Here is a 20,619-nt window from a genome sequence, read left to right on the forward strand (position 1 = left end):
AGGCTTTTCATTTTATGCGGCAACTGAGCTTGATCGGCCCATGACGGTCTCAGCTGTCGAATCGTTCAGACCAGGCCATTGCGCTGCGCCAGCTCGATCAGATCAACCAGAGAGCGGGCATTGAGTTTCAGTAACAGGCGAGTCTTGTAAGTGCTCACTGTCTTGTTGCTCAGAAACATGCCATCGGCGATTTCCTTGTTGGTCTTGCCGCGCGCCAACTGTTGCAACACCATCATTTCCCGACCGGACAGGCGATCGACCATGTCTGCTTCACTCGCATTGCCCAGACTGGTTCGCACGGTGTGCAGGGCCTGGTTGGGAAAGTAACTGTATCCCGAGAGCACTGCTTTGATTGCACTCAGCAATTCGGTCAGATCCTGTTGCTTGCACACATAACCTGCTGCGCCCGATTGCATGCAACGCATTGAAAAATGTCCGGGCGCCTGGGAAGTCAGCACCAGAACTTTCACCGGCATCACGGTGGACGTCAAGCGTGCAATAACTTCCAGCCCGTCGAGTTTGGGTATTCCGATATCCAGAATGACAAGATCCGGCATTTGTTCGCGAGCAATTTGTAGTGCATCAACGCCATTATCCGTTTCTGCAATGACTTCGTAGCCATGCCGTTCCATCAGCATACGTACCGCAAGTCGAATGACGGGGTGGTCATCCACGATCAGCACTTTATTCATGGGCAAGTCCAGTTTTCGCTGTTCGAATTTTTAGAACACGCACGATATCCCAGTCACTTGCTCGATCGCATAACAACTTTTACACGCACTTGCATCGAGAGACATTCCCTACAGGCATTGAGGATAATTCCCACAAATCGAGCCTCGACGCGCTGTTTATTCGGCTAATTCCTTCACCCCGGTGTGAGGATTTTCAATTCCATGGCGACAGCGCCCTACACCAACCGTTAACGGACTTGTCGACGCCCGCCCTCAGTAGCGGGGAGGCATGGAGCACTGGACCTCTGGCGGTACTAATGCGGCATTCATCATGGAAACGTTACGCAGTAGCGCCTGAATCCTTTAGAGCACCCTGTGCTTGAGCGGGAATTTAAAACTTGAAACAACAGCCGCATACTTAAATTCTTGCTTTTGCTATAAATAGAAATACAACCTGCCAAACAACCCTATCGAACTCAAGACAATGCTCAAGATAAAAAAAAAGATAACCAACCCAATGACGGTCATCGCAATATTTGCGATTATTTCGGAAACATCGGCTGCCGTCTCACTGCCATTCCTTGACAATAAGGATCGGGAAATCTACGTCTGGTTTCTGATCAGTTTTCCCTTCTACTTGTTGTTTCTTTTTTTTATTACCCTCAACTTCAACCACCGCTCGCTCTACTCACCCTCGGATTTTGGCAAAGACAAAAGCTTTTTAAGGGCAACAGAGCAGCATGAGCGCGTCAACAAACGAAACGGACCGCCGCACGAGACAGGCGCACCGTGCGCTTTCGAAATAACCAGCAGCATCGTGGGTAAAACGGGTGATGGCAGGTTTCAACGGCCATGCCGAATACACAACTCACCAGATCCGCCAGCCGATATGGGCGACCCACCCAGTCCGGTTGTACAGACCATCAAGTTGTCGCCCTTGATCAGCGAACTGAACATCATCGACACGAGGGATATTGATGCATCGAGGGAATTCGATGCGATTCTCGAGACTTTGCGCAGAACCGATAAGAAAAACCCGCGAGTGCTGGTGTTTTTGTCCAACCATGTGTCGGACTCGCTGGCTCACACCGCATTGCAGCAGATCCGGCAAGCGAAGAAAGGCTCAGGTGCGACGCTGTGTATCGTTTACAACCTGTGCTCACAGACAGTCACGTTGTTGGGAAGAACAAGCTGACAGATGAGTCATGCGCCGCACGCGCACAGACGAGAGACCAGCCTGATGAATCAGACAAAAATTCCAAAAAAAAGGCGGCCCCGAACAGGCCGCCTTTTTTATTGCGCGTCGTTCTGAATCGATCAGAACAACTTGCGGCCCTTGTTGGCAGCAATGCGCATGCGCAAGGCGTTGAGCTTGATGAAGCCCGCCGCGTCCGCCTGGTTGTAGGCGCCGCCGTCTTCTTCGAAGGTCGCGATATTGGCGTCGAACAGCGAATCGTCGGACTTGCGCCCGGTGACGATCACGTTGCCTTTATACAGCTTGAGGCGCACCACACCGTTCACGTTGACCTGCGAAGCGTCGATCATCTGCTGCAGCATCAGACGCTCAGGGCTCCACCAGTAGCCGGTGTAGATCAGGCTGGCGTACTTCGGCATCAACTCGTCCTTGAGGTGAGCGACTTCGCGGTCCAGAGTGATCGATTCGATGGCGCGGTGAGCGCGCAGCATGATGGTGCCGCCCGGGGTCTCGTAGCAGCCACGGGACTTCATGCCCACGTAACGGTTTTCGACGATGTCGAGACGACCGATGCCGTGTTCCCCGCCGATCCTGTTCAGCGTCGCCAGTACGGTGGCCGGGGTCATTTCGACGCCGTCCAGCGCGACGATATCGCCGTTGCGGTAGGTCAGTTCCAGATACTGCGGGGTGTCGGGAGCCTTCTCCGGGGAGACTGTCCAGCGCCACATGTCTTCTTCGTGCTCGGTCCAGGTATCTTCCAGCACGCCGCCTTCGTAAGAAATGTGCAGCAGGTTGGCGTCCATCGAGTACGGGGATTTTTTCTTGCCGTGGCGTTCGATCGGGATCGCGTGCTTCTCGGCGTAGTCCATCAGCTTCTCGCGGGACAACAGGTCCCACTCGCGCCATGGCGCAATCACTTTAACGCCTGGCTTGAGCGCGTAGGCGCCCAGTTCGAAACGCACCTGGTCGTTGCCCTTGCCGGTGGCGCCGTGGGAAATGGCGTCGGCGCCGGTTTCGTTAGCGATTTCGATCAGACGCTTGGCGATCAGCGGACGGGCGATGGATGTGCCCAGCAGGTACTCGCCTTCGTAAACGGTGTTGGCGCGGAACATCGGGAACACGAAATCACGCACGAACTCTTCGCGCAGGTCGTCGATGTAGATTTCTTTGACGCCCATGGCCTGAGCCTTGGCGCGGGCCGGCTCGACCTCTTCGCCTTGACCGAGATCGGCGGTGAATGTCACCCCTTCACAGTTATAAGTATCCTGCAGCCACTTGAGGATCACCGAAGTGTCCAGGCCGCCGGAATACGCCAGAACGACCTTGTTTACGTCCGCCATGCCATCACTCCACGGGGTTCTACGGAAAGCCGGGGAGTCTACCGCTCAAACGCAATAATTTACAGAGGCGCGACAGCTTAAGACGACAAAGCGACAGAATCTGTCGAGAGCGCGACGATGACCGGCGAGTCAGGAAGTCGTTGCGGCAGTGGCTGGCGTACTCGCTTGCGGTGCTGGCGCAGGGGCTGTGGTCGGTGCCACACGCGACAATTTCACGTTGACCCGACGATTCTTCGCACGATTGGCCTTGCTGGTGTTCGGCACGATCGGATACTGCTCGCCGTGGAAACGCACGGTGATCTGCGATTCCTGGATGCCGTTGGCCTTGAAGAAATCAACCACCGCCAGCGCCCGGCGGCGCGACAGTTCGCGGTTGGTCAGGCGATTGCCGCTGTTGTCGGAATGGCCATCGAGTTCGATGTGGTTCACCGTCGGATCGGCCTTCATGTAATCGAGCATCACCTGCAGTTTGGCCTTGGCAGCCGGGTCCAGATCAACGCCTTCGCCGGGGAAGCCGATCTGCGACTGTTTGATCTGGTCGAAATTCTGCGGCAGCAGCTTCGCCACACAGGTCTGGTAATCGTTGAACGCCTTGCTGAATTTCACCGGCAACAGACGCACTTCGGAGACGCGGCCATCGCCAGAAGCACGGCGTACCACCGGGCTGCGGCCGTCCAGCAGGCCGCTGATCAATCCACCGGCCTGGGACTGCGAGCTGTTGAACAACACGTTGCCACTGCCCAGGCGCACAGAGCCCAGGTTGATGTCGCCACGCCCCGGCTGCCACGGTGCAGCCGCCGCGAGCAAGGTTGCCGAACCGCCGCCAAGCATGGCGTTGTAGGCGTTCAGACGAAAGATCGCCTGCTCACCGGCCTTGCGCACAAACTCGCCCGAGCCGAAATCGGTGATCGGCTGGGTCAGGCGGCATTCGAACTGGTCGCCGGCGACCGTCCACTCAATGTTCTCCAGACGGGTCTGGTAGGTCAGCGCCATCGCGGGGAGGCTGGCAAACACACTGAGCAGGGCTAAATAACGCTGGCGCACGGGAGGCTCCATTGGCTTGTGAAACACAAACACCGATTCACACAATGTTTACGGCATACCTTCGGGATATCGGACGCTCGTGGCAAAACTTGATAGCGGGTGCCTGCAAGAGTCTTTTCCGGTAGCATTCGCCTCAGTTTGACCCGCCTGGAATCCCCTCATGTCCGACCGCCTGACCCTGCTGCGTCCCGACGACTGGCACATTCATCTTCGCGATGGTGCCGTGTTGACCAATACCGTTGCCGATGTGGCCCGCACCTTCGGGCGCGCGATCATCATGCCGAACCTGGTACCGCCGGTGCGCAACGCCGCCGAAGCCGACGGCTATCGTCAGCGCATTCTCGCTGCCCGCCCGGCCGGCAGTCAGTTCGAGCCGTTGATGGTGCTGTACCTCACCGACCGCACTCAACCGGAAGAAATTCGTCAGGCCAAGGCCAGCGGTTTCGTGTACGCCGCCAAGCTGTACCCGGCCGGCGCCACCACCAACTCCGATTCCGGCGTAACCAGTATCGACAAGATCTTCCCGGCGCTGGAAGCCATGGCCGAAGTCGGCATGCCGCTGTTGATCCACGGTGAAGTCACCCGTGGCGACGTCGATGTGTTCGATCGCGAAAAGATCTTCATCGATGAGCACATGCGCCGCGTGGTCGAGCGCTTCCCGACGCTGAAAGTGGTGTTCGAACACATCACCACCGGCGACGCCGTGCAGTTCGTCAACGAGGCCTCGGCCAATGTTGGCGCGACCATCACCGCGCATCACCTGCTGTACAACCGCAACCACATGCTGGTAGGCGGGATTCGGCCGCACTTCTACTGCCTGCCGATCCTCAAGCGCAACACCCATCAGGAAGCCTTGCTCGACGCCGCCACCAGCGGCAGCGCCAAGTTCTTCCTCGGCACCGACTCGGCGCCCCACGCCCAGCACGCCAAGGAAGCCGCTTGCGGCTGCGCCGGTTGCTACACCGCCTACGCCGCCATCGAGATGTACGCCGAAGCGTTCGAACAACGTAACGCGCTGGACAAGCTCGAAGCCTTCGCCAGCCTCAACGGCCCGCGCTTCTACGGCCTGCCGGCGAACACCGATCGCATCACCCTGGTCCGCGAAGAATGGACCGCCCCGACCAGCCTGCCATTTGGCGAGCTGACCGTTATCCCGCTGCGCGCCGGTGAAAAACTGCGCTGGCGCCTGCTGGAGGAACACGCGTGAGTGAAGACAATTTCGACGATGAGCTGGACGGTCAAGGTGGCGGCGGCGGTTCCCGTCACCCGATGGCAGCACGTTTTCGCGGCTACCTGCCGGTTGTCGTCGACGTAGAAACCGGTGGCTTCAACGCAGCCACCGACGCCCTGCTGGAGATTGCCGCGACCACCATCGCCATGGATGAAAAGGGTTTCGTGTACCCGGATCACACCTACTTCTTCCGCGTCGAGCCATTCGAAGGTGCGAACGTTGAAGCGGCAGCGCTGGAGTTCACCGGGATCAAGCTTGATCACCCGCTGCGCATGGCCGTCAGCGAGGAAACCGCGCTGACCGACATCTTCCGTGGCATCCGCAAGGCGCTGAAAGCCAACGGCTGCAAACGGGCGATTCTGGTCGGGCACAACAGCAGCTTCGATCTGGGCTTTCTCAACGCGGCAGTCGCGCGGCTGGACATGAAGCGCAACCCGTTCCACCCATTCTCCAGCTTCGACACCGCAACCCTGGCGGGTCTGGCATACGGTCAAACCGTGCTGGCGAAAGCCTGTCAGGCGGCTGGCATCGATTTCGACGGTCGTGAAGCGCACTCGGCGCGCTACGACACCGAAAAGACCGCCGAGCTGTTCTGCGGCATCGTCAATCGCTGGAAGCAGATGGGCGGCTGGGAAGACTTCGACGACTGATCCTCGTCGAGCAAATCCCGCGCATGAAAAAACCGGCCACTTGGGCCGGTTTTTTTGTACCTCGACGTTGCGCCTTACAGGGCAGCAGCGTTCTCGGTCAGGTAAGCCGCAACGCCTTCTGGCGAAGCGTTCATGCCTTTGTCGCCTTTCTTCCAGTTGGCCGGGCAGACTTCGCCGTGCTCTTCGTGGAATTGCAGAGCGTCGACCAGACGGATCAGCTCTTCCATGTTACGGCCCAGCGGCAGGTCGTTGATGATCTGCGAACGGACAATGCCTTTGTCGTCGATCAGGAACGCGCCACGGAAAGCCACGCCGCCTTCGGACTCAACGTCGTAAGCCTTGGCGATGTCGTGCTTCATGTCGGCAGCCATGGTGTATTTCACCTGACCGATGCCGCCATTGTTCACTGGAGTGTTGCGCCAGGCGTTGTGGGTGAAGTGCGAGTCGATCGACACAGCGATCACTTCCACGTTGCGTGCCTTGAAGTCAGCCATGCGGTTGTCCAGAGCGATCAGCTCGGACGGGCAGACGAAGGTGAAGTCCAGTGGGTAGAAGAACACCAGGCCGTATTTGCCTTTGATGGCCGAGGACAGGGTGAAGCTGTCAACGATCTCGCCATTGCCGAGTACGGCCGGGACGGTGAAGTCTGGGGCTTGTTTGCCTACGAGTACGCTCATTGATATCTCCTGGTGTAAAAACTTGAAGTTCAGGGTCCGGGCCAGCCTGTCACCCTCAGGCGACAGCCCTGTGACACGAACCCTCTTCGCAAGGGACGACCATCATACACTGCGTATTTCGCCTGTCCGTAACGGATTTTCCCTGTTCGGTTATCCACCGCGTATTCATTGGGTAAAGCGAGCGCCTGGAAAATACCGTTCGTCAGGCGCAGGCAAATTGGCTGGGAAGCGTTCCGAAAGCACTTTGACAATCATTCTCGTTAACATTAAGATCCATCGCAATTGAGTCACAACCAGCGACGGTTCTTACTTATGTATGTTTGCCTCTGCACTGGCGTCACCGACGGACAGATCCGCGAAGCGATCTATGAAGGTTGCTGCAGCTATAAAGAAGTTCGCCAGGCCACCGGCGTCGCCAGCCAGTGCGGCAAATGCGCTTGCCTTGCCAAGGAAGTAGTGCGCGAAACCCTGACCAAGCTGCAAACCGCCCAGGCAGCGATCCCCTACCCGGTAGAATTTACTGCTGCGTAATGGCCCCCTTTTCAAAGAACCGGACTTCGCGTCCGGTTTTTTTATGCCTGAAAATCAATTGCTTAGCGTCCAGACGCGGAACACAAACATTCTTATTCCGATTAATTTTTATTTATTATTCAATAACTTAGGTTTGACACTTATAAATACCGAGCTCAAACTCCGCCTTATATACGGTTAATACAGGGCAGGACTCCGATCATGAAAGGCGACATTACAGTCATCCAGCATCTCAACAAGATCCTTGCCAATGAGCTGGTCGCGATCAATCAGTACTTCCTGCATGCGCGCATGTACGAAGATTGGGGTCTGAACAAGCTTGGCAAGCACGAATACAAAGAATCCATCGATGAGATGAAGCACGCGGACAAGCTGATCAAGCGCATCCTGTTCCTTGAAGGCCTGCCGAACGTGCAGGACCTTGGCAAGCTGCACATCGGCGAACACACCCGCGAAATGCTCGAATGCGACCTGCGCATCGAAAAGACCGGCCACGCTGACCTGAAAGCCGCCATCGCCCATTGCGAAACCGTTGGCGACTTCGGCAGCCGTGAACTGCTCGAAGACATCCTCGAGTCGGAAGAAGAACACATCGACTGGCTGGAAACCCAGCTCGGCCTGATCGACAAGATCGGTCTGGAAAACTATCTGCAATCGCAGATGGGCGAAGAATGATCTGACATTCGTCGAATCGAGACACTAAAAAAGCCCCGCCCTCTTTGGAGGTGCGGGGCTTTTTTATGCCTGGTGCGATGCAGGCAACACCACAAATCACTTGTAGGAGTGAGCCTGCTCGCGATGGCGGTGTGTCAGTCGATAGTTCAATACCTGACAGAACGCTATCGCGAGCAGGCTCACTCCTACATTGAAGCGAATCAGGCTTCGGACTTGTTCGCCGCTGCCGCTTCGACAGCCGCCTTGATGGTGCTTTGCAGCGAACCGTCTGCTGCCATCTCGGTCATGATGTCGCTGCCGCCGACCAGCTCACCGCCGACCCACAGTTGAGGGAAAGTCGGCCAGTTGGCGTATTTAGGCAGGTTGGCGCGGATTTCCGGGTTCTGCAGGATGTCCACGTAAGCGAACTTTTCACCACAGGCCATCACAGCCTGCGCAGCTTTTGCGGAGAAGCCGCACTGCGGGGCATTCGGCGAGCCTTTCATGTAAAGCAGAATGGTGTTGTTGGCAATCTGCTCTTTAATCGTTTCGATGATATCCATGGAGCACCTCGGCTGAACTTTCCGACTCAGAGGTCGGCACGGTGGCGCATTGTAACGGAATCCCGAGCGCCATGCTCGGTCTCCCCGACAGACCCGCTCAAGCCGCCGCCACCGTCACCGGTACGCCATTCAATGCCGCGTTGCCCGACAATTCGTCGAGTTGACACTCGTCGGTCAGGTCGTTGGCGCTCGACCCCGGCTGGCTGCTGGCGATCACCATCTGCACGCCCGGGCGCGCGTGGCCCCAACCGTGGGGCAGGCTGACCACGCCTTTCATCATGTCGAGACTGGCGAGCACTTCCACCTCGATCTGCCCGACCCGCGAGCTCACCCGAACCCGTTGCCCGTCGACCAGACCACGGCTGGCCAGATCATCCGGGTGCATCAGCAACTGATGCCGCGGCTTGCCCTTCACCAGGCGATGAAAATTGTGCATCCACGAATTGTTGCTGCGCACATGGCGGCGGCCGATCATCAACAACTCATCGGCAGCTGGCGCCCGCAAAGCGGCAAAGCGTGCGAGGTCGGCGAGGATCTCCGGCGGTGCGGCCTGAATATGCTGATTCGGTGTTTTCAGTCGCGTCGCCAGATTCGGCTTCAGCGCCCCCAGATCGATGCCGTGCGGATGATCGAACAGCGTCGCCAGCGACAGCTTGTGCTCCGACGCATCGCCATAGCGGCCCATGCGCAGGCCCATGTCGATCATCTTCGCCGGCGGCATGGTCGGTTTCAGCTCTTTGCCGGTATTCTCGGCGAACGCCTTGGCCAGCCCGACGAAGATCTCCCAGTCATGCAGCGCGCCCTCGGGCTTGGCGAGGATCGCGCGATTGAAGCGGGTCACATTACGCACCGCGAACAGGTTGAAGGTAGTGTCGTAGTGATCGTTTTCCAGCGCCGAGGTCGACGGCAGGATCAGGTCGGCATAGCGCGTGGTTTCGTTGATGTACAGGTCGATGCTGAGCATGAACTCCAGGCCATCCAGCGCCTGTTCCAGCTGCCGGCCGTTGGGGGTCGACAACACTGGATTGCCGGCCACGGTGATCAACGCGCGGATCTGGCCCTCGCCGTCGGTGAGCATCTCTTCGGCCAGCGCCGAGACCGGCAACTCCCCACCGTATTCAGGCCGCCCGGAAACGCGGCTCTGCCATTTGTTGAAATGCCCGCCCGAGGTCGACGCCACCAGATCCACAGCGGGTTCGGTGCACAGCGCGCCGCCGACGCGGTCGAGATTGCCGGTGACCAGGTTGATCAGTTGCACCACCCAATGACACAAGGTACCGAAGGCTTGGGTCGAAACCCCCATGCGACCGTAGCAGACAGCACTCGGTGCGGCAGCGAAGTCGCGCGCCAGTTGGCGAATCTGTTCGGCCGGCACGGCGCACAATGGACTCATGGCTTCGGCAGTGAACGACGCCACGGCAGTGCGCACCTCGTCCAAGCCTTCGACTGGCAAATGGCTGTCGCGGGTCAGGCCTTCGCTGAACAGCGTATTGAGCATGCCGAACAACAGCGCCGCGTCGCCGCCCGGGCGGACGAACACATGCTGATCGGCCATCGCTGCGGTTTCGCTGCGCCGCGGATCGACCACCACCACTTTGCCGCCGCGTGCCTGAATAGCCTTCAGGCGTTTCTCGACATCCGGCACGGTCATGATGCTGCCGTTGGAGGCCAGCGGATTGCCGCCAAGGATCAGCATGAAATCGGTGTGGTCGATGTCCGGGATCGGCAACAGCAAACCGTGGCCGTACATCAGGTAGCTGCTGAGGTGATGAGGCAGTTGATCGACTGAAGTGGCCGAGTAGCGATTGCGCGTTTTCAGCAAACCGAGGAAGTAATTGCTGTGGGTCATCAGCCCGTAGTTGTGCACGCTCGGGTTGCCTTGATAAACCGCCACCGCGTTCTGCCCATGATGCTCCTGAATCGCCGCGAGCTTGTCGGCCACCAGCGCAAAGGCTTCGTCCCACTCGATCGGCAGCCATTCATTGCCGACCCGACGCATCGGTTGGCGCAGGCGATCCGGATCATTCTGGATATCCTGCAGGGCCACGGCTTTCGGGCAGATATGCCCGCGACTGAAGGTATCAAGGGCATCCCCCTTGATCGAGGTGATCGCGACGTTGCCATCGGTTTCTGTGGTTTCGATGGTCAGGCCGCAAATGGCTTCGCACAGGTGGCACGCACGGTGGTGAAGAGTCTTGGTCATGGCCAGTCTCTGTCTTGTTCGGAGGCAGGCAATCACGCCCGCGGGAACAAAACTATGGCCCGTGCACAGAGGCTGCGCCAGCGACGTTCGTCTTGTGAATCGACGGTTATCAGGGCAGCCGATAAACCGCTGCAATCAGTTCGAAGGCAACTGCGGCGGTGCAGCCAGCTGGATTTCCTGGATGGTTTCGATCTGCTCGTGGGCGACATGCACGCCGGTGAGTTCGCCGATCAATCGCCAGTGCTCGTCGAGCCCGGCGCTGATGGTGGCCATTCGATCGATCATGTGTCGACCGGCGGATTTGACCACTTCGTCTTCACTGCGCAACAACTCGAAAGACATCGAGGTCACCGAGGCGGTGAGATGGGTCAGAGAGCGAGCCGTGTGGCCCAGCAGTTCCATTAACAGTTGTTCTTTCGATTCCATGCGGAGGCTTCCTGCGTCGCTCGAAAGTTATTTATAACCCAGCACTTTGCTTTAGCAAATGTTTCAGTCTGAACATCCGACCAAGCGAATCCGTGGCACAGCGAGCGCAAAGCGACCAAAGCCGCACCGTTGCCGTCGCGGCACATTGCCAAGCGCGGCGGGGCCAGTGTACAAAGAAGCTCGCTGTTGTACTGAACCCGGCTTCACCATGCGCGATCGAAACCCTCGCTCCGCGCTCCGCATCCCGTTGAAACCGTAGCCTATTGGCGTAACGCGACATTTAATGTCAATATCGCGCCTCCCCCTATTTCGTCGCCCCGTGCGGCTTACGCCGCAGGTCTCGCCCGTTGTTCCGTTAAACAAGGCTTTGAGCATCTGCGGTCTGTAGCAAAAAGGTAGTCAATGATGAGCGCAAGGCACTTTCTCTCCCTGATGGATTGCACGCCCGAAGAGCTGGTCAGCGTGATCCGTCGAGGCGTTGAGCTCAAGGACCTGCGTAACCGCGGCGTACTGTTCGAGCCTTTGAAAAACCGCGTGCTGGGGATGATCTTCGAAAAATCCTCAACCCGCACCCGGATCTCCTTCGAGGCCGGCATGATCCAGCTCGGCGGCCAGGCGATCTTCCTGTCCCCGCGCGACACCCAACTGGGCCGTGGCGAGCCGATCAGCGACTGCGCCATCGTCATGTCGAGCATGCTCGATGCGGTGATGATCCGCACTTTCGCCCACAGCACCCTGACCGAATTCGCCGCCAACTCGCGCGTGCCGGTGATCAACGGCCTGTCCGATGATCTGCACCCGTGCCAGTTGCTGGCCGACATGCAGACTTTTCTTGAGCACCGTGGCTCGATCCAGGGCAAGACCGTGGCCTGGATCGGTGACGGCAACAACATGTGCAACAGCTATATAGAAGCGGCGATCCAGTTCGACTTCCAGCTGCGCGTCGCCTGTCCGGAAGGTTACGAGCCGAACCCAGAGTTTGTCGCCAGGGCCGGTGATCGCGTGACCATCGTCCGCGACCCGCAGGATGCCGTACGCGGCGCGCATCTGGTCAGCACCGACGTCTGGACTTCGATGGGTCAGGAAGAGGAAACTGCCAAGCGCCTCAAGCTGTTCGCGCCGTTCCAGGTCAACCGTGCCCTGCTCGACCTCGCTGCCGAGGACGTGCTGTTCATGCACTGCCTGCCGGCGCACCGTGGCGAAGAAATCAGTCTCGACCTGCTCGATGATCCGCGCTCAGTCGCCTGGGATCAGGCAGAAAACCGTCTCCACGCACAGAAGGCCCTGCTCGAGTTCCTCGTCGAACCGGCATATCACCACGCATGAGCCATGAATTACTGCTGAACCTGCGCAACCTCGCTTGCGGCTATCAAGATCAACGCGTGGTGCAGAACCTCAATCTGCACCTCAACGCCGGCGACATCGGCTGCCTGCTCGGCTCGTCCGGCTGCGGCAAGACCACCACCCTGCGCGCCATCGCCGGTTTCGAACCGGTGCATGAAGGCGAGATCACCCTGGGTGGCGAAACCCTTTCCAGTGCCGGTTTCACCCTGGCGCCGGAGAAACGCCGGATCGGCATGGTGTTTCAGGACTACGCGCTGTTTCCGCACCTGAGCGTGGCCGACAACATCGCCTTCGGCATTCGCAAGCACCCGCACAAGACGCGCGTGGTCGAAGAGCTGCTGGAACTGGTCAACCTGAAAAACCTCGGCAAGCGTTTTCCTCACGAATTGTCCGGCGGCCAGCAACAGCGCGTCGCCCTCGCCCGTGCGTTGGCGCCGGAGCCGCAACTGCTGCTGCTCGACGAGCCCTTCTCCAACCTCGACGGCGAGCTGCGCCGCAAGCTCAGCCATGAGGTCCGCGACATTCTCAAGGCCCGGGGCACCAGTGCAATTCTGGTCACCCACGATCAGGAAGAAGCCTTCGCCGTCAGCGATCACGTTGGCGTATTCAAGGAAGGTCGGCTGGAACAGTGGGACACGCCCTACAACCTTTATCACGAACCGGCGACGCCGTATGTCGCCAGCTTCATCGGTCAGGGTTACTTCATTCGCGGCCAGCTTGTCAGTCCGGAGTCGGTGCAGACCGAGCTGGGTGAGCTGCGCGGTAATCGTGCTTACACCTGGCCGATAGGCGGCGCGGTGGATGTGTTGCTGCGCCCGGATGACATTGTCTATGCGCCGGACAGCGCATTGCAGGCGCAGATTGTCGGCAAGATGTTCCTCGGTGCGGCGACTTTGTACCGCCTGCAACTGCCGACCGGCGCGCAGCTGGAATCGATCTTCCCCAGCCATGCCGATCATCTGGTCGGCGCGCAGGTCGGGATTCGCGTAGCGGCGGATCACCTGGTGCTGTTCCAGGCTTCGGGCAGCACGGCGGCGCAGATCCCAGCGGTGGAAAACGGCGTGCGCCGATTCAGCACGAGCCTCTGATCGAACATATATTCCTGTAGGAGTGAGCCTGCTCGCGATAGCGGTTAATCAGTCGCCGAAGATGTTGACTGATAGACCGCTATCGCGAGCAGGCTCACTCCTACAAGGGATTGCGGTCAGCTCAGATGCAGGGTGCCGCTGGCCACCAACGTCGCATTGCCACCAATTTTCACCCGCTCCCCTTCCAGCCGACAGAACAATTCACCGCCCCGCGCCGAGCGCTGGCACGCGGTCAGGTTCGATTTGCCCAGGCGCTTGGCCCAGTACGGAATCAGACTGCAGTGCGTCGAACCGGTCACTGGGTCCTCGTTGATGCCGATCGCCGGGGCGAAATAGCGCGAGACGAAGTCGTGCTGATTGCCGCGCGCAGTGACAATCGCACCCAGCCACGGCAGTTTCGCCAGCGCAGCCATATCGGGTTTGCAGTCGAGCACGGCCTGTTCCGACTCCAGCACCACGAACAGTTCGTTCGAGCCCAACACGTCGACAGCCTCAACACCGAGCGCCCGCTCGACATCCAGCGTCACGCCGATTTCCGAAGGTACGATGGTCGGGAAATCCAGCCATAACAGGTCGCCCTCACGGCTGACACTCAGCGCACCAGACTTGCAAGTGAAGTCGATGCGCGCTGCACTTTCCTTATGGATTTCATACAGCACAAACGCGCTCGCCAACGTCGCATGCCCACAGAGTGGCACCTCAGTAGTCGGCGTGAACCAGCGGATATGCCAGGCCTGCCCTTCGCGCACCAGAAATGCGGTTTCTGCCAGATTGTGTTCGGCGGCGATCTTCTGCATCAAGTCATCGGCCAGCCAGCTGTCGAGCCGGTAGACCATCGCCGGGTTGCCACAGAACGGCCGATCACTGAACGCGTCGACCTGATGAAACGCAAGCTGCATGGTTTTCCCCCTGAATTGGTCGACCGAGCATGCAACGGCGGCCCGGATCAGTGCCAGTGACAGAAACGCAATTTTTTCTTCATACAGCGAGCGCTCTTGTTACGCCCGGCCGATATCGGCGAACGTCGCCTGGGTGTGCGCGGCCAGTACTGCTGGCGCCAGTTCCACCTCCAGCCCTCGCCGCCCGGCACTCACGTAAATAGTCGCAAAACCCTGAGCGGAATTATCGATGAAGGTGCGCAGGCGTTTCTTCTGCCCGAGCGGGCTGATACCGCCCAACAGATAGCCGGTCGAACGCTGCGCGGCAGCCGGGTCGGCCATTTCGGCTTTCTTCACTCCGGCGGCATGCGCGAGCCCCTTGAGGTCGAGCGTTCCGACGACCGGCACTACGGCGACCAGCAATTCGCCTTTCTCACTGGCGGCCAGCAGGGTCTTGAACACCTGCGCCGGTTCGAGCCCGAGCTTCTCCGCTGCCTCCAGCCCATAAGACGCGGCCTTCGGATCATGTTCGTAACTGTGCACGCGATGTTCGGCACGAACTTTTTTCAACAAGTCCAACGCAGGGGTCATGGCAGCTCCGGGTTCGGCAATCTCAGAAAAAACCTGCGGCCGATTCTAGGTCATCGTGGGTTAAAAGGCTCTATTCCAAGCCGCGATTCCCGTGGTCTGCAGGTCCATGCACCCGGGGAGCCGCGCTGATCATTCATGCGGCGAATAGTTATATTGTGACTGACAGTTCACTTTCGACCTTTGACAGGTTTGTTTCTTGTCTATATTTTTTCGAATCTGAATAATGTAAGAATCATGCTCCGCGCAGTACCCAGCAGTAACCCGGGAAGCGAATGGGGATTCCGACCCGGTGAAGATCGCGCCTTGCTCCGTTGGCAAGGCGCCACACAAGAAAAAGAACCGAGGTTTTCAATGACAGCTGCTTTACCGCAACCTTCGCTTTCCGGCCAATGCATGGCCGAGTTTCTCGGCACCGCCCTACTGATCTTCTTCGGCACCGGTTGTGTCGCCGCGCTCAAAGTCGCGGGCGCCAGCTTCGGCCTGTGGGAAATCAGCATCATCTGGGGTGTCGGCGTGAGCATGGCGATCTACCTCACCGCCGGGGTATCCGGCGCGCACCTCAATCCGGCCGTGAGCATCGCTCTGGCAATCTTCGCCGACTTCGAAAAGCGCAAGCTGCCGTTCTACATCCTCGCGCAAATTGCCGGCGCCTTCTGCGGCGCGCTGCTGGTCTACACGCTGTACAGCAACCTGTTCTTCGATTACGAACAAACCCACCAGATGGTTCGTGGTTCGGCCGCCAGCCTTGAACTGGCATCGGTATTCTCCACTTACCCAAACCCGATGCTGTCGACGGCTCAGGCCTTTCTGGTCGAGATGATCATCACCGCAATCCTGATGGGCGTGATCATGGCCCTGACCGATGACAACAACGGTCTGCCAAGAGGCCCGATGGCACCGCTGCTGATCGGCTTGCTGATTGCCGTGATCGGCAGTGCGATGGGCCCGCTGACCGGTTTTGCGATGAACCCGGCGCGTGACTTTGGTCCGAAACTGATGACTTTCTTTACCGGTTGGGGTGAAATTTCCTTCACTGGCGGTCGAGATATTCCGTATTTCCTGATTCCGATTTTTGCACCGATTGTCGGTGCCTGCCTCGGCGCTGCCGGGTATCGCGGGCTCATCGCCCGTCACCTGACCGGCGCCACACCTGCTACAAAGGATGCAGAACCGGCCATTGACGGCAAACCAAGAACTTCTTGAAACAGTCGGCGCCGGCTCCTGCCCATCCGAGCCTGCGCCATGGCCCACTCTCGTTTTTTTCGTCCAAGGCAATCGACATGACCGACATTCAGAACAAGAACTACATCATTGCCCTTGATCAGGGTACGACCAGCTCCCGCGCAATCATTTTCGACCGCGATGCGAACGTGGTCTGCACCGCCCAGCGCGAATTCGTTCAGCACTACCCGCAGGCCGGTTGGGTCGAGCACGACCCGATGGAAATCTTCGCCACCCAGAGCGCAGTGATGGTTGAGGCACTGGCCCAGGCCGGCCTGCATCACGACCAGGTGGCCGCGATCGGTATCACCAACCAGCGTGAAACCACCGTGGTCTGGGACAAGACCACCGGCCGTCCGGTGTACAACGCGATCGTCTGGCAGTGCCGCCGCAGCACCGAGATCTGCCAGCAGCTCAAGCGCGACGGCCACGAAGACTACATCCGTGACACCACCGGTCTGGTCACCGACCCGTACTTCTCCGGCACCAAACTGAAGTGGATCCTCGACAACGTCGAAGGCAGCCGCGAGCGTGCACGCAATGGCGAGCTGCTGTTCGGCACCGTCGATAGCTGGCTGATCTGGAAATTCACCGGCGGCAAGGTACACGTCACCGACTACACCAACGCCTCGCGCACCATGCTCTTCAACATTCACTCGCTGGAGTGGGATTCGAAGATGCTGGAGATTCTCGACATCCCGCGCGAGATGCTCCCGGAAGTCAAAGCCTCTTCGGAAATCTACGGTCGCACCAAGAGCGGCATCGCCATCGGCGGTATTGCCGGCGACCAGCAAGCGGCACTGTTCGGGCAGATGTGCGTAGAGCCGGGCCAGGCGAAAAACACTTACGGCACCGGTTGCTTCCTGCTGATGAACACCGGCGACAAAGCGGTGAAATCCCAGCATGGCATGCTCACCACCATTGCTTGCGGCCCGCGCGGCGAAGTTGCCTATGCTCTGGAAGGTGCAGTGTTCAACGGCGGTTCGACCGTGCAATGGCTGCGCGATGAACTGAAAATCGTCAACGACGCCCACGACACCGAATACTTCGCCAACAAGGTCAAGGACAGCAACGGCGTCTATCTGGTGCCAGCGTTTACCGGTCTCGGCGCACCGTACTGGGACCCGTATGCCCGGGGCGCGCTGTTCGGTCTGACTCGCGGCGTGCGCGTGGATCACATCATCCGCGCCGCGCTGGAATCGATTGCCTACCAGACCCGCGACGTACTCGACGCCATGCAACAGGACTCCGGCGAACGCCTCAAGGCCCTGCGTGTAGACGGCGGCGCGGTGGCGAACAACTTCCTCATGCAGTTCCAGGCCGACATCCTCGGCACCCAGGTCGAGCGCCCGCAAATGCGCGAAACCACTGCACTGGGCGCCGCTTATCTGGCCGGTCTGGCCTGCGGTTTCTGGGGCAGCCTGGAAGAACTGCGCGGCAAAGCGGTGATCGAGCGCGAGTTCGAACCGAGCCTTGATGAAGTCGAGAAAGAGAAACTCTACAAAGGCTGGAAAAAAGCCGTCAGCCGTACCCGTGACTGGGCGCGTGAGGACGCTGAATAAGCCAACGTACAGTTCCGGAAGGGTATCTAACTGGTAGGGAGCAGATTCCTGCGGCATCATGGGCAAATTTTGCTTGGCAGCCCAAAGGAAGCCCCATGAATCTGCCTCCCCGTCAGCAGCAAATCCTCGAGCTGGTCCGCGAACGCGGCTATGTGAGCATCGAGGAAATGGCCACGCTGTTCGTTGTCACCCCGCAAACCATCCGCCGCGATATCAATCAGCTCGCGGAAGCCAATCTGCTGCGTCGCTACCACGGTGGCGCCGCTTACGATTCCAGCGTTGAAAACACCGCTTACGCGATGCGCGCCGATCAGATGCGCGACGAAAAGCAACGCATCGGCGAAGCCATCGCCGCGCAGATCCCCGATCACGCCTCGCTGTTCATCAACATCGGCACCACCACCGAATCGATCGCCCGCGCCCTGCTCAATCACAGTCACTTGAAAATCATCACCAACAACCTGCACGTCGCCTCGATGCTCAGCGCCAAGGATGATTTCGATGTGCTGTTGACCGGCGGTAACGTGCGGCGGGACGGCGGTGTGGTCGGTCAGGCGAGCGTGGACTTCATCAACCAGTTCAAGGTCGATTTCGCCCTGGTCGGCATCAGCGGGATCGATGAGGACGGTAGCCTGCTCGACTTCGATTATCAGGAAGTGCGGGTGAGCCAGGCGATCATTGCCAACGCGCGGCAGGTGATTCTCGCGGCGGACTCGAGCAAGTTCGGGCGCAACGCGATGATCCGACTGGGGCCGATCAGCCTGATCGATTGCCTGGTCACCGATCAGCAGCCGGTACCGGCGCTGGCGCAGTTGCTGAGCCAGCACAAGATTCGTCTGGAAGTCGTTTAACGCGCTTCCAGGCATCAAAAGATCGCAGCCTTCGGCAGCTCCTACATCTGGAATGCATTCCTTCTGTAGGAGCTGCCGAAGGCTGCGATCTTTTGCTTTTAATGTTCGGATATTTTCCTTTCTCGGCCCTTCGATGAGTTTTTTCAATCGAACGTGACTGGCTGTGCGCGTCTTTATGGGCTACCATTTTCGCAAATGAACATTAATGTTCGATTTCCAAGACATAAAACCAAAAGAACCGAGGCCAGCCGATGTCCACCTCTACCTTGCGTACGCCCCCTCTCTCCGAGATCTATGACGTTGCCGTGATCGGCGGCGGGATCAATGGCGTGGGGATCGCAGCGGATGCCGCCGGTCGCGGTCTTTCGGTGTTCCTTTGCGAAAAAGATGACCTGGCCAGCCACACCTCGTCGGCCAGCAGCAAGCTGATCCACGGTGGCTTGCGCTATCTCGAACATTACGAATTCCGTCTGGTGCGCGAAGCGCTGGCCGAGCGCGAAGTGCTGCTGGCCAAGGCGCCGCACATCGTCAAACCCATGCGTTTCGTCCTGCCGCACCGCCCGCACCTGCGTCCGGCGTGGATGATTCGTGCCGGCCTGTTCCTGTATGACAACCTCGGCAAGCGCGAAAAACTGCCAGGTTCGAAAAGCCTGAAGTTTGGCGCCGACAGCGCACTGAAAAGCGAAATCAAGAACGGCTTCGAATACTCCGACTGCTGGGTCGACGATGCCCGCCTCGTGGTCCTGAACGCCATGGCTGCGCGCGAGAAAGGCGCCCATGTGCACACCCAGACCCGCTGCGTCAGCGCCCGCCGCACCAAGGGCCTGTGGCATCTGCATCTGGAGCGCGCCGACGGCAGTCTGTTTTCGATTACCGCCAAAGCGCTGGTCAATGCTGCCGGCCCATGGGTCGCCAAGTTCATTCGTGACGACCTGAAAATGGAATCGCCGTACGGCATCCGTTTGATTCAGGGCAGCCACGTCATCGTGCCGAAACTGTACGAAGGCGAGCACGCGCACATTCTGCAAAACGAAGATCAGCGCATCGTCTTCACCATTCCGTACCTGAACCACTTCACCCTGATCGGTACCACCGACCGTGAGTACACCGGCGACCCGGCGAAAGTGGCGATCACCGAAGGCGAAACCGATTACCTGCTGAAAGTGGTCAACGCCCACTTCAAGAAGCAAGTCAGCCGCGAAGACATCCTGCACAGCTACTCGGGTGTACGTCCGCTGTGCAACGACGAATCCGACAACCCGTCCGCCGTCACCCGCGATTACACCTTGGCGCTTTCAGGCAACGCTGAAGAAGCGCCGCTGCTGTCGGTGTTTGGCGGCAAGCTGACTACCTATCGCAAACTCGCTGAGTCGGCGATGGGGCAGTTGATGCCGTTCTTCACCCAGATGCGCCCGAGCTGGACGGCCACTGCCACCCTGCCCGGCGGCGAAGACATGACCACGCCCGAAGCCCTGAGCGCGCGGATCCGCGACGAGTTCGATTTTGTCCCGACGGAAATCGCCCGGCGCTGGGCCGTCACCTACGGCAGCCGCACCTGGCGCATGCTCGAAGGCGTGGAAAGCCTGGCTGACATGGGCGAGCACATCGGCGGCGGGCTCTACACCCGCGAAGTCGATTACCTGTGCAGCGAAGAGTGGGCGACCACGGCGCATGACATTCTGTGGCGCCGTACCAAGCTGGGCTTGTTCACCACACCGGATGAGCAGCAGAAGCTGGCGACGTATCTGGGCAAGGTTGAGCAGAACCGCAAGATCGAGGCGGCTTGATCTTCGCCCCATCGCTTGAACGAAAGCCCCTGAATTGTGAGATTCAGGGGCTTTTTGTTGTCCCCGCAAGATCCAGCCCCCCCCCTCACCCCAGCCCTCTCCCCCCAAGGGG

At 59.0% G+C, this 20,619-nt stretch carries 20 protein-coding genes; 11 read left to right on the forward strand and 9 right to left on the reverse strand.

The genetic code is table 11. The annotated features are described in order from the left end of the window. Positions 1-65 precede the first annotated feature (65 nt). Positions 66-692, reverse strand: coding sequence for a response regulator transcription factor (locus tag AEQ63_RS23790; protein ID WP_064365088.1), 627 nt, complete (start codon positions 690-692; stop codon positions 66-68). Between the two features lie 463 nt (positions 693-1,155). On the opposite strand from AEQ63_RS23790, the gene AEQ63_RS23795 reads away from it, so the two are divergent. Beyond that, on the forward strand, positions 1,156-1,866 hold the full coding sequence (locus AEQ63_RS23795; RefSeq protein WP_064365089.1) for a hypothetical protein: 711 nt from the start codon (positions 1,156-1,158) through the stop codon (positions 1,864-1,866). A 122-nt stretch (positions 1,867-1,988) separates the two neighbouring features. On the opposite strand, the gene AEQ63_RS23800 is transcribed toward AEQ63_RS23795, so the two are convergent. Beyond that, entirely contained in the window at positions 1,989-3,206 is a 1,218-nt protein-coding gene (locus AEQ63_RS23800) for an argininosuccinate synthase (protein ID WP_064365090.1), read from the reverse strand. Positions 3,207-3,335: 129 nt separating this feature from the next. Next, positions 3,336-4,250: a flagellar protein MotY gene (locus tag AEQ63_RS23805; protein WP_064365091.1), complete on the reverse strand. Its 915-nt coding sequence runs from the start codon at positions 4,248-4,250 to the stop codon at positions 3,336-3,338. 160 nt (positions 4,251-4,410) lie between these two features. On the opposite strand from AEQ63_RS23805, the gene pyrC reads away from it, so the two are divergent. Continuing rightward, positions 4,411-5,457 carry a dihydroorotase gene (pyrC, locus tag AEQ63_RS23810; protein ID WP_016773405.1) on the forward strand — a complete coding sequence of 349 codons (1,047 nt, stop codon included), beginning with the start codon at positions 4,411-4,413 and terminating at the stop codon, positions 5,455-5,457. Continuing rightward, complete coding sequence (gene rnt, locus AEQ63_RS23815) at positions 5,454-6,131, forward strand: ribonuclease T (protein ID WP_016773404.1); 678 nt, start codon at positions 5,454-5,456, stop codon at positions 6,129-6,131. Before pyrC ends, rnt begins: the two co-directional genes overlap by 4 nt. 74 nt (positions 6,132-6,205) lie before the next feature. Here the strand turns inward: rnt and AEQ63_RS23820 are convergent, their stop codons facing one another. Next, positions 6,206-6,808 (reverse strand): peroxiredoxin, encoded by a 603-nt coding sequence (locus AEQ63_RS23820; protein ID WP_042607367.1) that lies wholly within the window; start codon positions 6,806-6,808, stop codon positions 6,206-6,208. Between the two features lie 312 nt (positions 6,809-7,120). On the opposite strand from AEQ63_RS23820, the gene AEQ63_RS23825 reads away from it, so the two are divergent. Continuing rightward, the gene (locus AEQ63_RS23825; protein WP_003227725.1) at positions 7,121-7,339 is read left to right on the forward strand and encodes a bacterioferritin-associated ferredoxin; all 219 of its coding nucleotides are present in this window, start codon (positions 7,121-7,123) and stop codon (positions 7,337-7,339) included. A gap of 201 nt (positions 7,340-7,540) precedes the next feature. Beyond that, a complete protein-coding gene (bfr, locus tag AEQ63_RS23830; RefSeq protein ID WP_042607368.1) occupies positions 7,541-8,014 on the forward strand; it encodes a bacterioferritin in 474 nt (157 codons plus the stop codon). A gap of 200 nt (positions 8,015-8,214) precedes the next feature. On the opposite strand, the gene grxD is transcribed toward bfr, so the two are convergent. From grxD to AEQ63_RS23845, 3 genes are all read right to left on the reverse strand, one after another. Continuing rightward, on the reverse strand, positions 8,215-8,556 hold the full coding sequence (grxD, locus tag AEQ63_RS23835; RefSeq protein WP_016773402.1) for a Grx4 family monothiol glutaredoxin: 342 nt from the start codon (positions 8,554-8,556) through the stop codon (positions 8,215-8,217). Positions 8,557-8,653: 97 nt separating this feature from the next. After that, positions 8,654-10,759 (reverse strand): molybdopterin oxidoreductase family protein, encoded by a 2,106-nt coding sequence (locus tag AEQ63_RS23840; protein WP_064365092.1) that lies wholly within the window; start codon positions 10,757-10,759, stop codon positions 8,654-8,656. Between the two features lie 135 nt (positions 10,760-10,894). Next, positions 10,895-11,185 (reverse strand): hypothetical protein, encoded by a 291-nt coding sequence (locus AEQ63_RS23845; protein WP_042607370.1) that lies wholly within the window; start codon positions 11,183-11,185, stop codon positions 10,895-10,897. Between the two features lie 405 nt (positions 11,186-11,590). On the opposite strand from AEQ63_RS23845, the gene argF reads away from it, so the two are divergent. Next, on the forward strand, positions 11,591-12,511 hold the full coding sequence (gene argF / locus AEQ63_RS23850; RefSeq protein WP_039758373.1) for an ornithine carbamoyltransferase: 921 nt from the start codon (positions 11,591-11,593) through the stop codon (positions 12,509-12,511). After that, positions 12,508-13,617, forward strand: a complete 1,110-nt coding sequence (locus tag AEQ63_RS23855) for an ABC transporter ATP-binding protein (RefSeq protein WP_064365093.1) — start codon at positions 12,508-12,510, stop codon at positions 13,615-13,617. Before argF ends, AEQ63_RS23855 begins: the two co-directional genes overlap by 4 nt. Before the next feature lie 116 nt (positions 13,618-13,733). Here the strand turns inward: AEQ63_RS23855 and AEQ63_RS23860 are convergent, their stop codons facing one another. Then, positions 13,734-14,516, reverse strand: a complete 783-nt coding sequence (locus AEQ63_RS23860) for a PhzF family phenazine biosynthesis protein (protein ID WP_064365094.1) — start codon at positions 14,514-14,516, stop codon at positions 13,734-13,736. Between the two features lie 99 nt (positions 14,517-14,615). After that, positions 14,616-15,086, reverse strand: coding sequence for a Cys-tRNA(Pro) deacylase (gene ybaK, locus AEQ63_RS23865; protein WP_064365095.1), 471 nt, complete (start codon positions 15,084-15,086; stop codon positions 14,616-14,618). Positions 15,087-15,437: 351 nt separating this feature from the next. Here ybaK and AEQ63_RS23870 point away from each other — a divergent pair, with 351 nt between their 5' ends. The 4 genes from AEQ63_RS23870 (at position 15,438) to glpD (ending at position 20,507) form a co-directional block, all read left to right on the forward strand. Next, entirely contained in the window at positions 15,438-16,289 is an 852-nt protein-coding gene (locus AEQ63_RS23870) for an MIP/aquaporin family protein (protein ID WP_064365096.1), read from the forward strand. Positions 16,290-16,366: 77 nt separating this feature from the next. Next, on the forward strand, positions 16,367-17,869 hold the full coding sequence (glpK, locus tag AEQ63_RS23875) for a glycerol kinase GlpK (RefSeq protein WP_042607375.1): 1,503 nt from the start codon (positions 16,367-16,369) through the stop codon (positions 17,867-17,869). Positions 17,870-17,964: 95 nt separating this feature from the next. Further along, positions 17,965-18,720, forward strand: coding sequence for a DeoR/GlpR family transcriptional regulator (locus AEQ63_RS23880; protein ID WP_007953179.1), 756 nt, complete (start codon positions 17,965-17,967; stop codon positions 18,718-18,720). A gap of 251 nt (positions 18,721-18,971) precedes the next feature. After that, positions 18,972-20,507 carry a glycerol-3-phosphate dehydrogenase gene (gene glpD / locus AEQ63_RS23885; protein ID WP_064365097.1) on the forward strand — a complete coding sequence of 512 codons (1,536 nt, stop codon included), beginning with the start codon at positions 18,972-18,974 and terminating at the stop codon, positions 20,505-20,507. Positions 20,508-20,619: the final 112 nt, after the last annotated feature.

It is taken from the genome of Pseudomonas sp. RIT-PI-o (genome assembly GCF_001297215.1).
GTDB classification, from domain to species: Bacteria; Pseudomonadota; Gammaproteobacteria; order Pseudomonadales; family Pseudomonadaceae; genus Aquipseudomonas; species Aquipseudomonas moraviensis_A.

What these genes read in the sequence shown, in the direction of transcription:
- AEQ63_RS23870 (WP_064365096.1), top strand. Translation starts at nt 15,438, where the DNA reads ATGACAGCTGCTTTACCGCAACCTTCGCTTTCCGGCCAATGCATGGCC.
- bfr (WP_042607368.1), top strand. Translation starts at nt 7,541, where the DNA reads ATGAAAGGCGACATTACAGTCATCCAGCATCTCAACAAGATCCTTGCC.
- glpD (WP_064365097.1), top strand. Translation starts at nt 18,972, where the DNA reads ATGTCCACCTCTACCTTGCGTACGCCCCCTCTCTCCGAGATCTATGAC.
- AEQ63_RS23845 (WP_042607370.1), bottom strand. Translation starts at nt 11,185, where the DNA reads ATGGAATCGAAAGAACAACTGTTAATGGAACTGCTGGGCCACACGGCT.
- AEQ63_RS23790 (WP_064365088.1), bottom strand. Translation starts at nt 692, where the DNA reads ATGAATAAAGTGCTGATCGTGGATGACCACCCCGTCATTCGACTTGCG.
- AEQ63_RS23800 (WP_064365090.1), bottom strand. Translation starts at nt 3,206, where the DNA reads ATGGCGGACGTAAACAAGGTCGTTCTGGCGTATTCCGGCGGCCTGGAC.
- pyrC (WP_016773405.1), top strand. Translation starts at nt 4,411, where the DNA reads ATGTCCGACCGCCTGACCCTGCTGCGTCCCGACGACTGGCACATTCAT.
- AEQ63_RS23855 (WP_064365093.1), top strand. Translation starts at nt 12,508, where the DNA reads ATGAGCCATGAATTACTGCTGAACCTGCGCAACCTCGCTTGCGGCTAT.
- AEQ63_RS23825 (WP_003227725.1), top strand. Translation starts at nt 7,121, where the DNA reads ATGTATGTTTGCCTCTGCACTGGCGTCACCGACGGACAGATCCGCGAA.
- AEQ63_RS23880 (WP_007953179.1), top strand. Translation starts at nt 17,965, where the DNA reads ATGAATCTGCCTCCCCGTCAGCAGCAAATCCTCGAGCTGGTCCGCGAA.
- glpK (WP_042607375.1), top strand. Translation starts at nt 16,367, where the DNA reads ATGACCGACATTCAGAACAAGAACTACATCATTGCCCTTGATCAGGGT.
- AEQ63_RS23820 (WP_042607367.1), bottom strand. Translation starts at nt 6,808, where the DNA reads ATGAGCGTACTCGTAGGCAAACAAGCCCCAGACTTCACCGTCCCGGCC.
- AEQ63_RS23860 (WP_064365094.1), bottom strand. Translation starts at nt 14,516, where the DNA reads ATGCAGCTTGCGTTTCATCAGGTCGACGCGTTCAGTGATCGGCCGTTC.
- grxD (WP_016773402.1), bottom strand. Translation starts at nt 8,556, where the DNA reads ATGGATATCATCGAAACGATTAAAGAGCAGATTGCCAACAACACCATT.
- ybaK (WP_064365095.1), bottom strand. Translation starts at nt 15,086, where the DNA reads ATGACCCCTGCGTTGGACTTGTTGAAAAAAGTTCGTGCCGAACATCGC.
- AEQ63_RS23840 (WP_064365092.1), bottom strand. Translation starts at nt 10,759, where the DNA reads ATGACCAAGACTCTTCACCACCGTGCGTGCCACCTGTGCGAAGCCATT.
- AEQ63_RS23795 (WP_064365089.1), top strand. Translation starts at nt 1,156, where the DNA reads ATGCTCAAGATAAAAAAAAAGATAACCAACCCAATGACGGTCATCGCA.
- argF (WP_039758373.1), top strand. Translation starts at nt 11,591, where the DNA reads ATGAGCGCAAGGCACTTTCTCTCCCTGATGGATTGCACGCCCGAAGAG.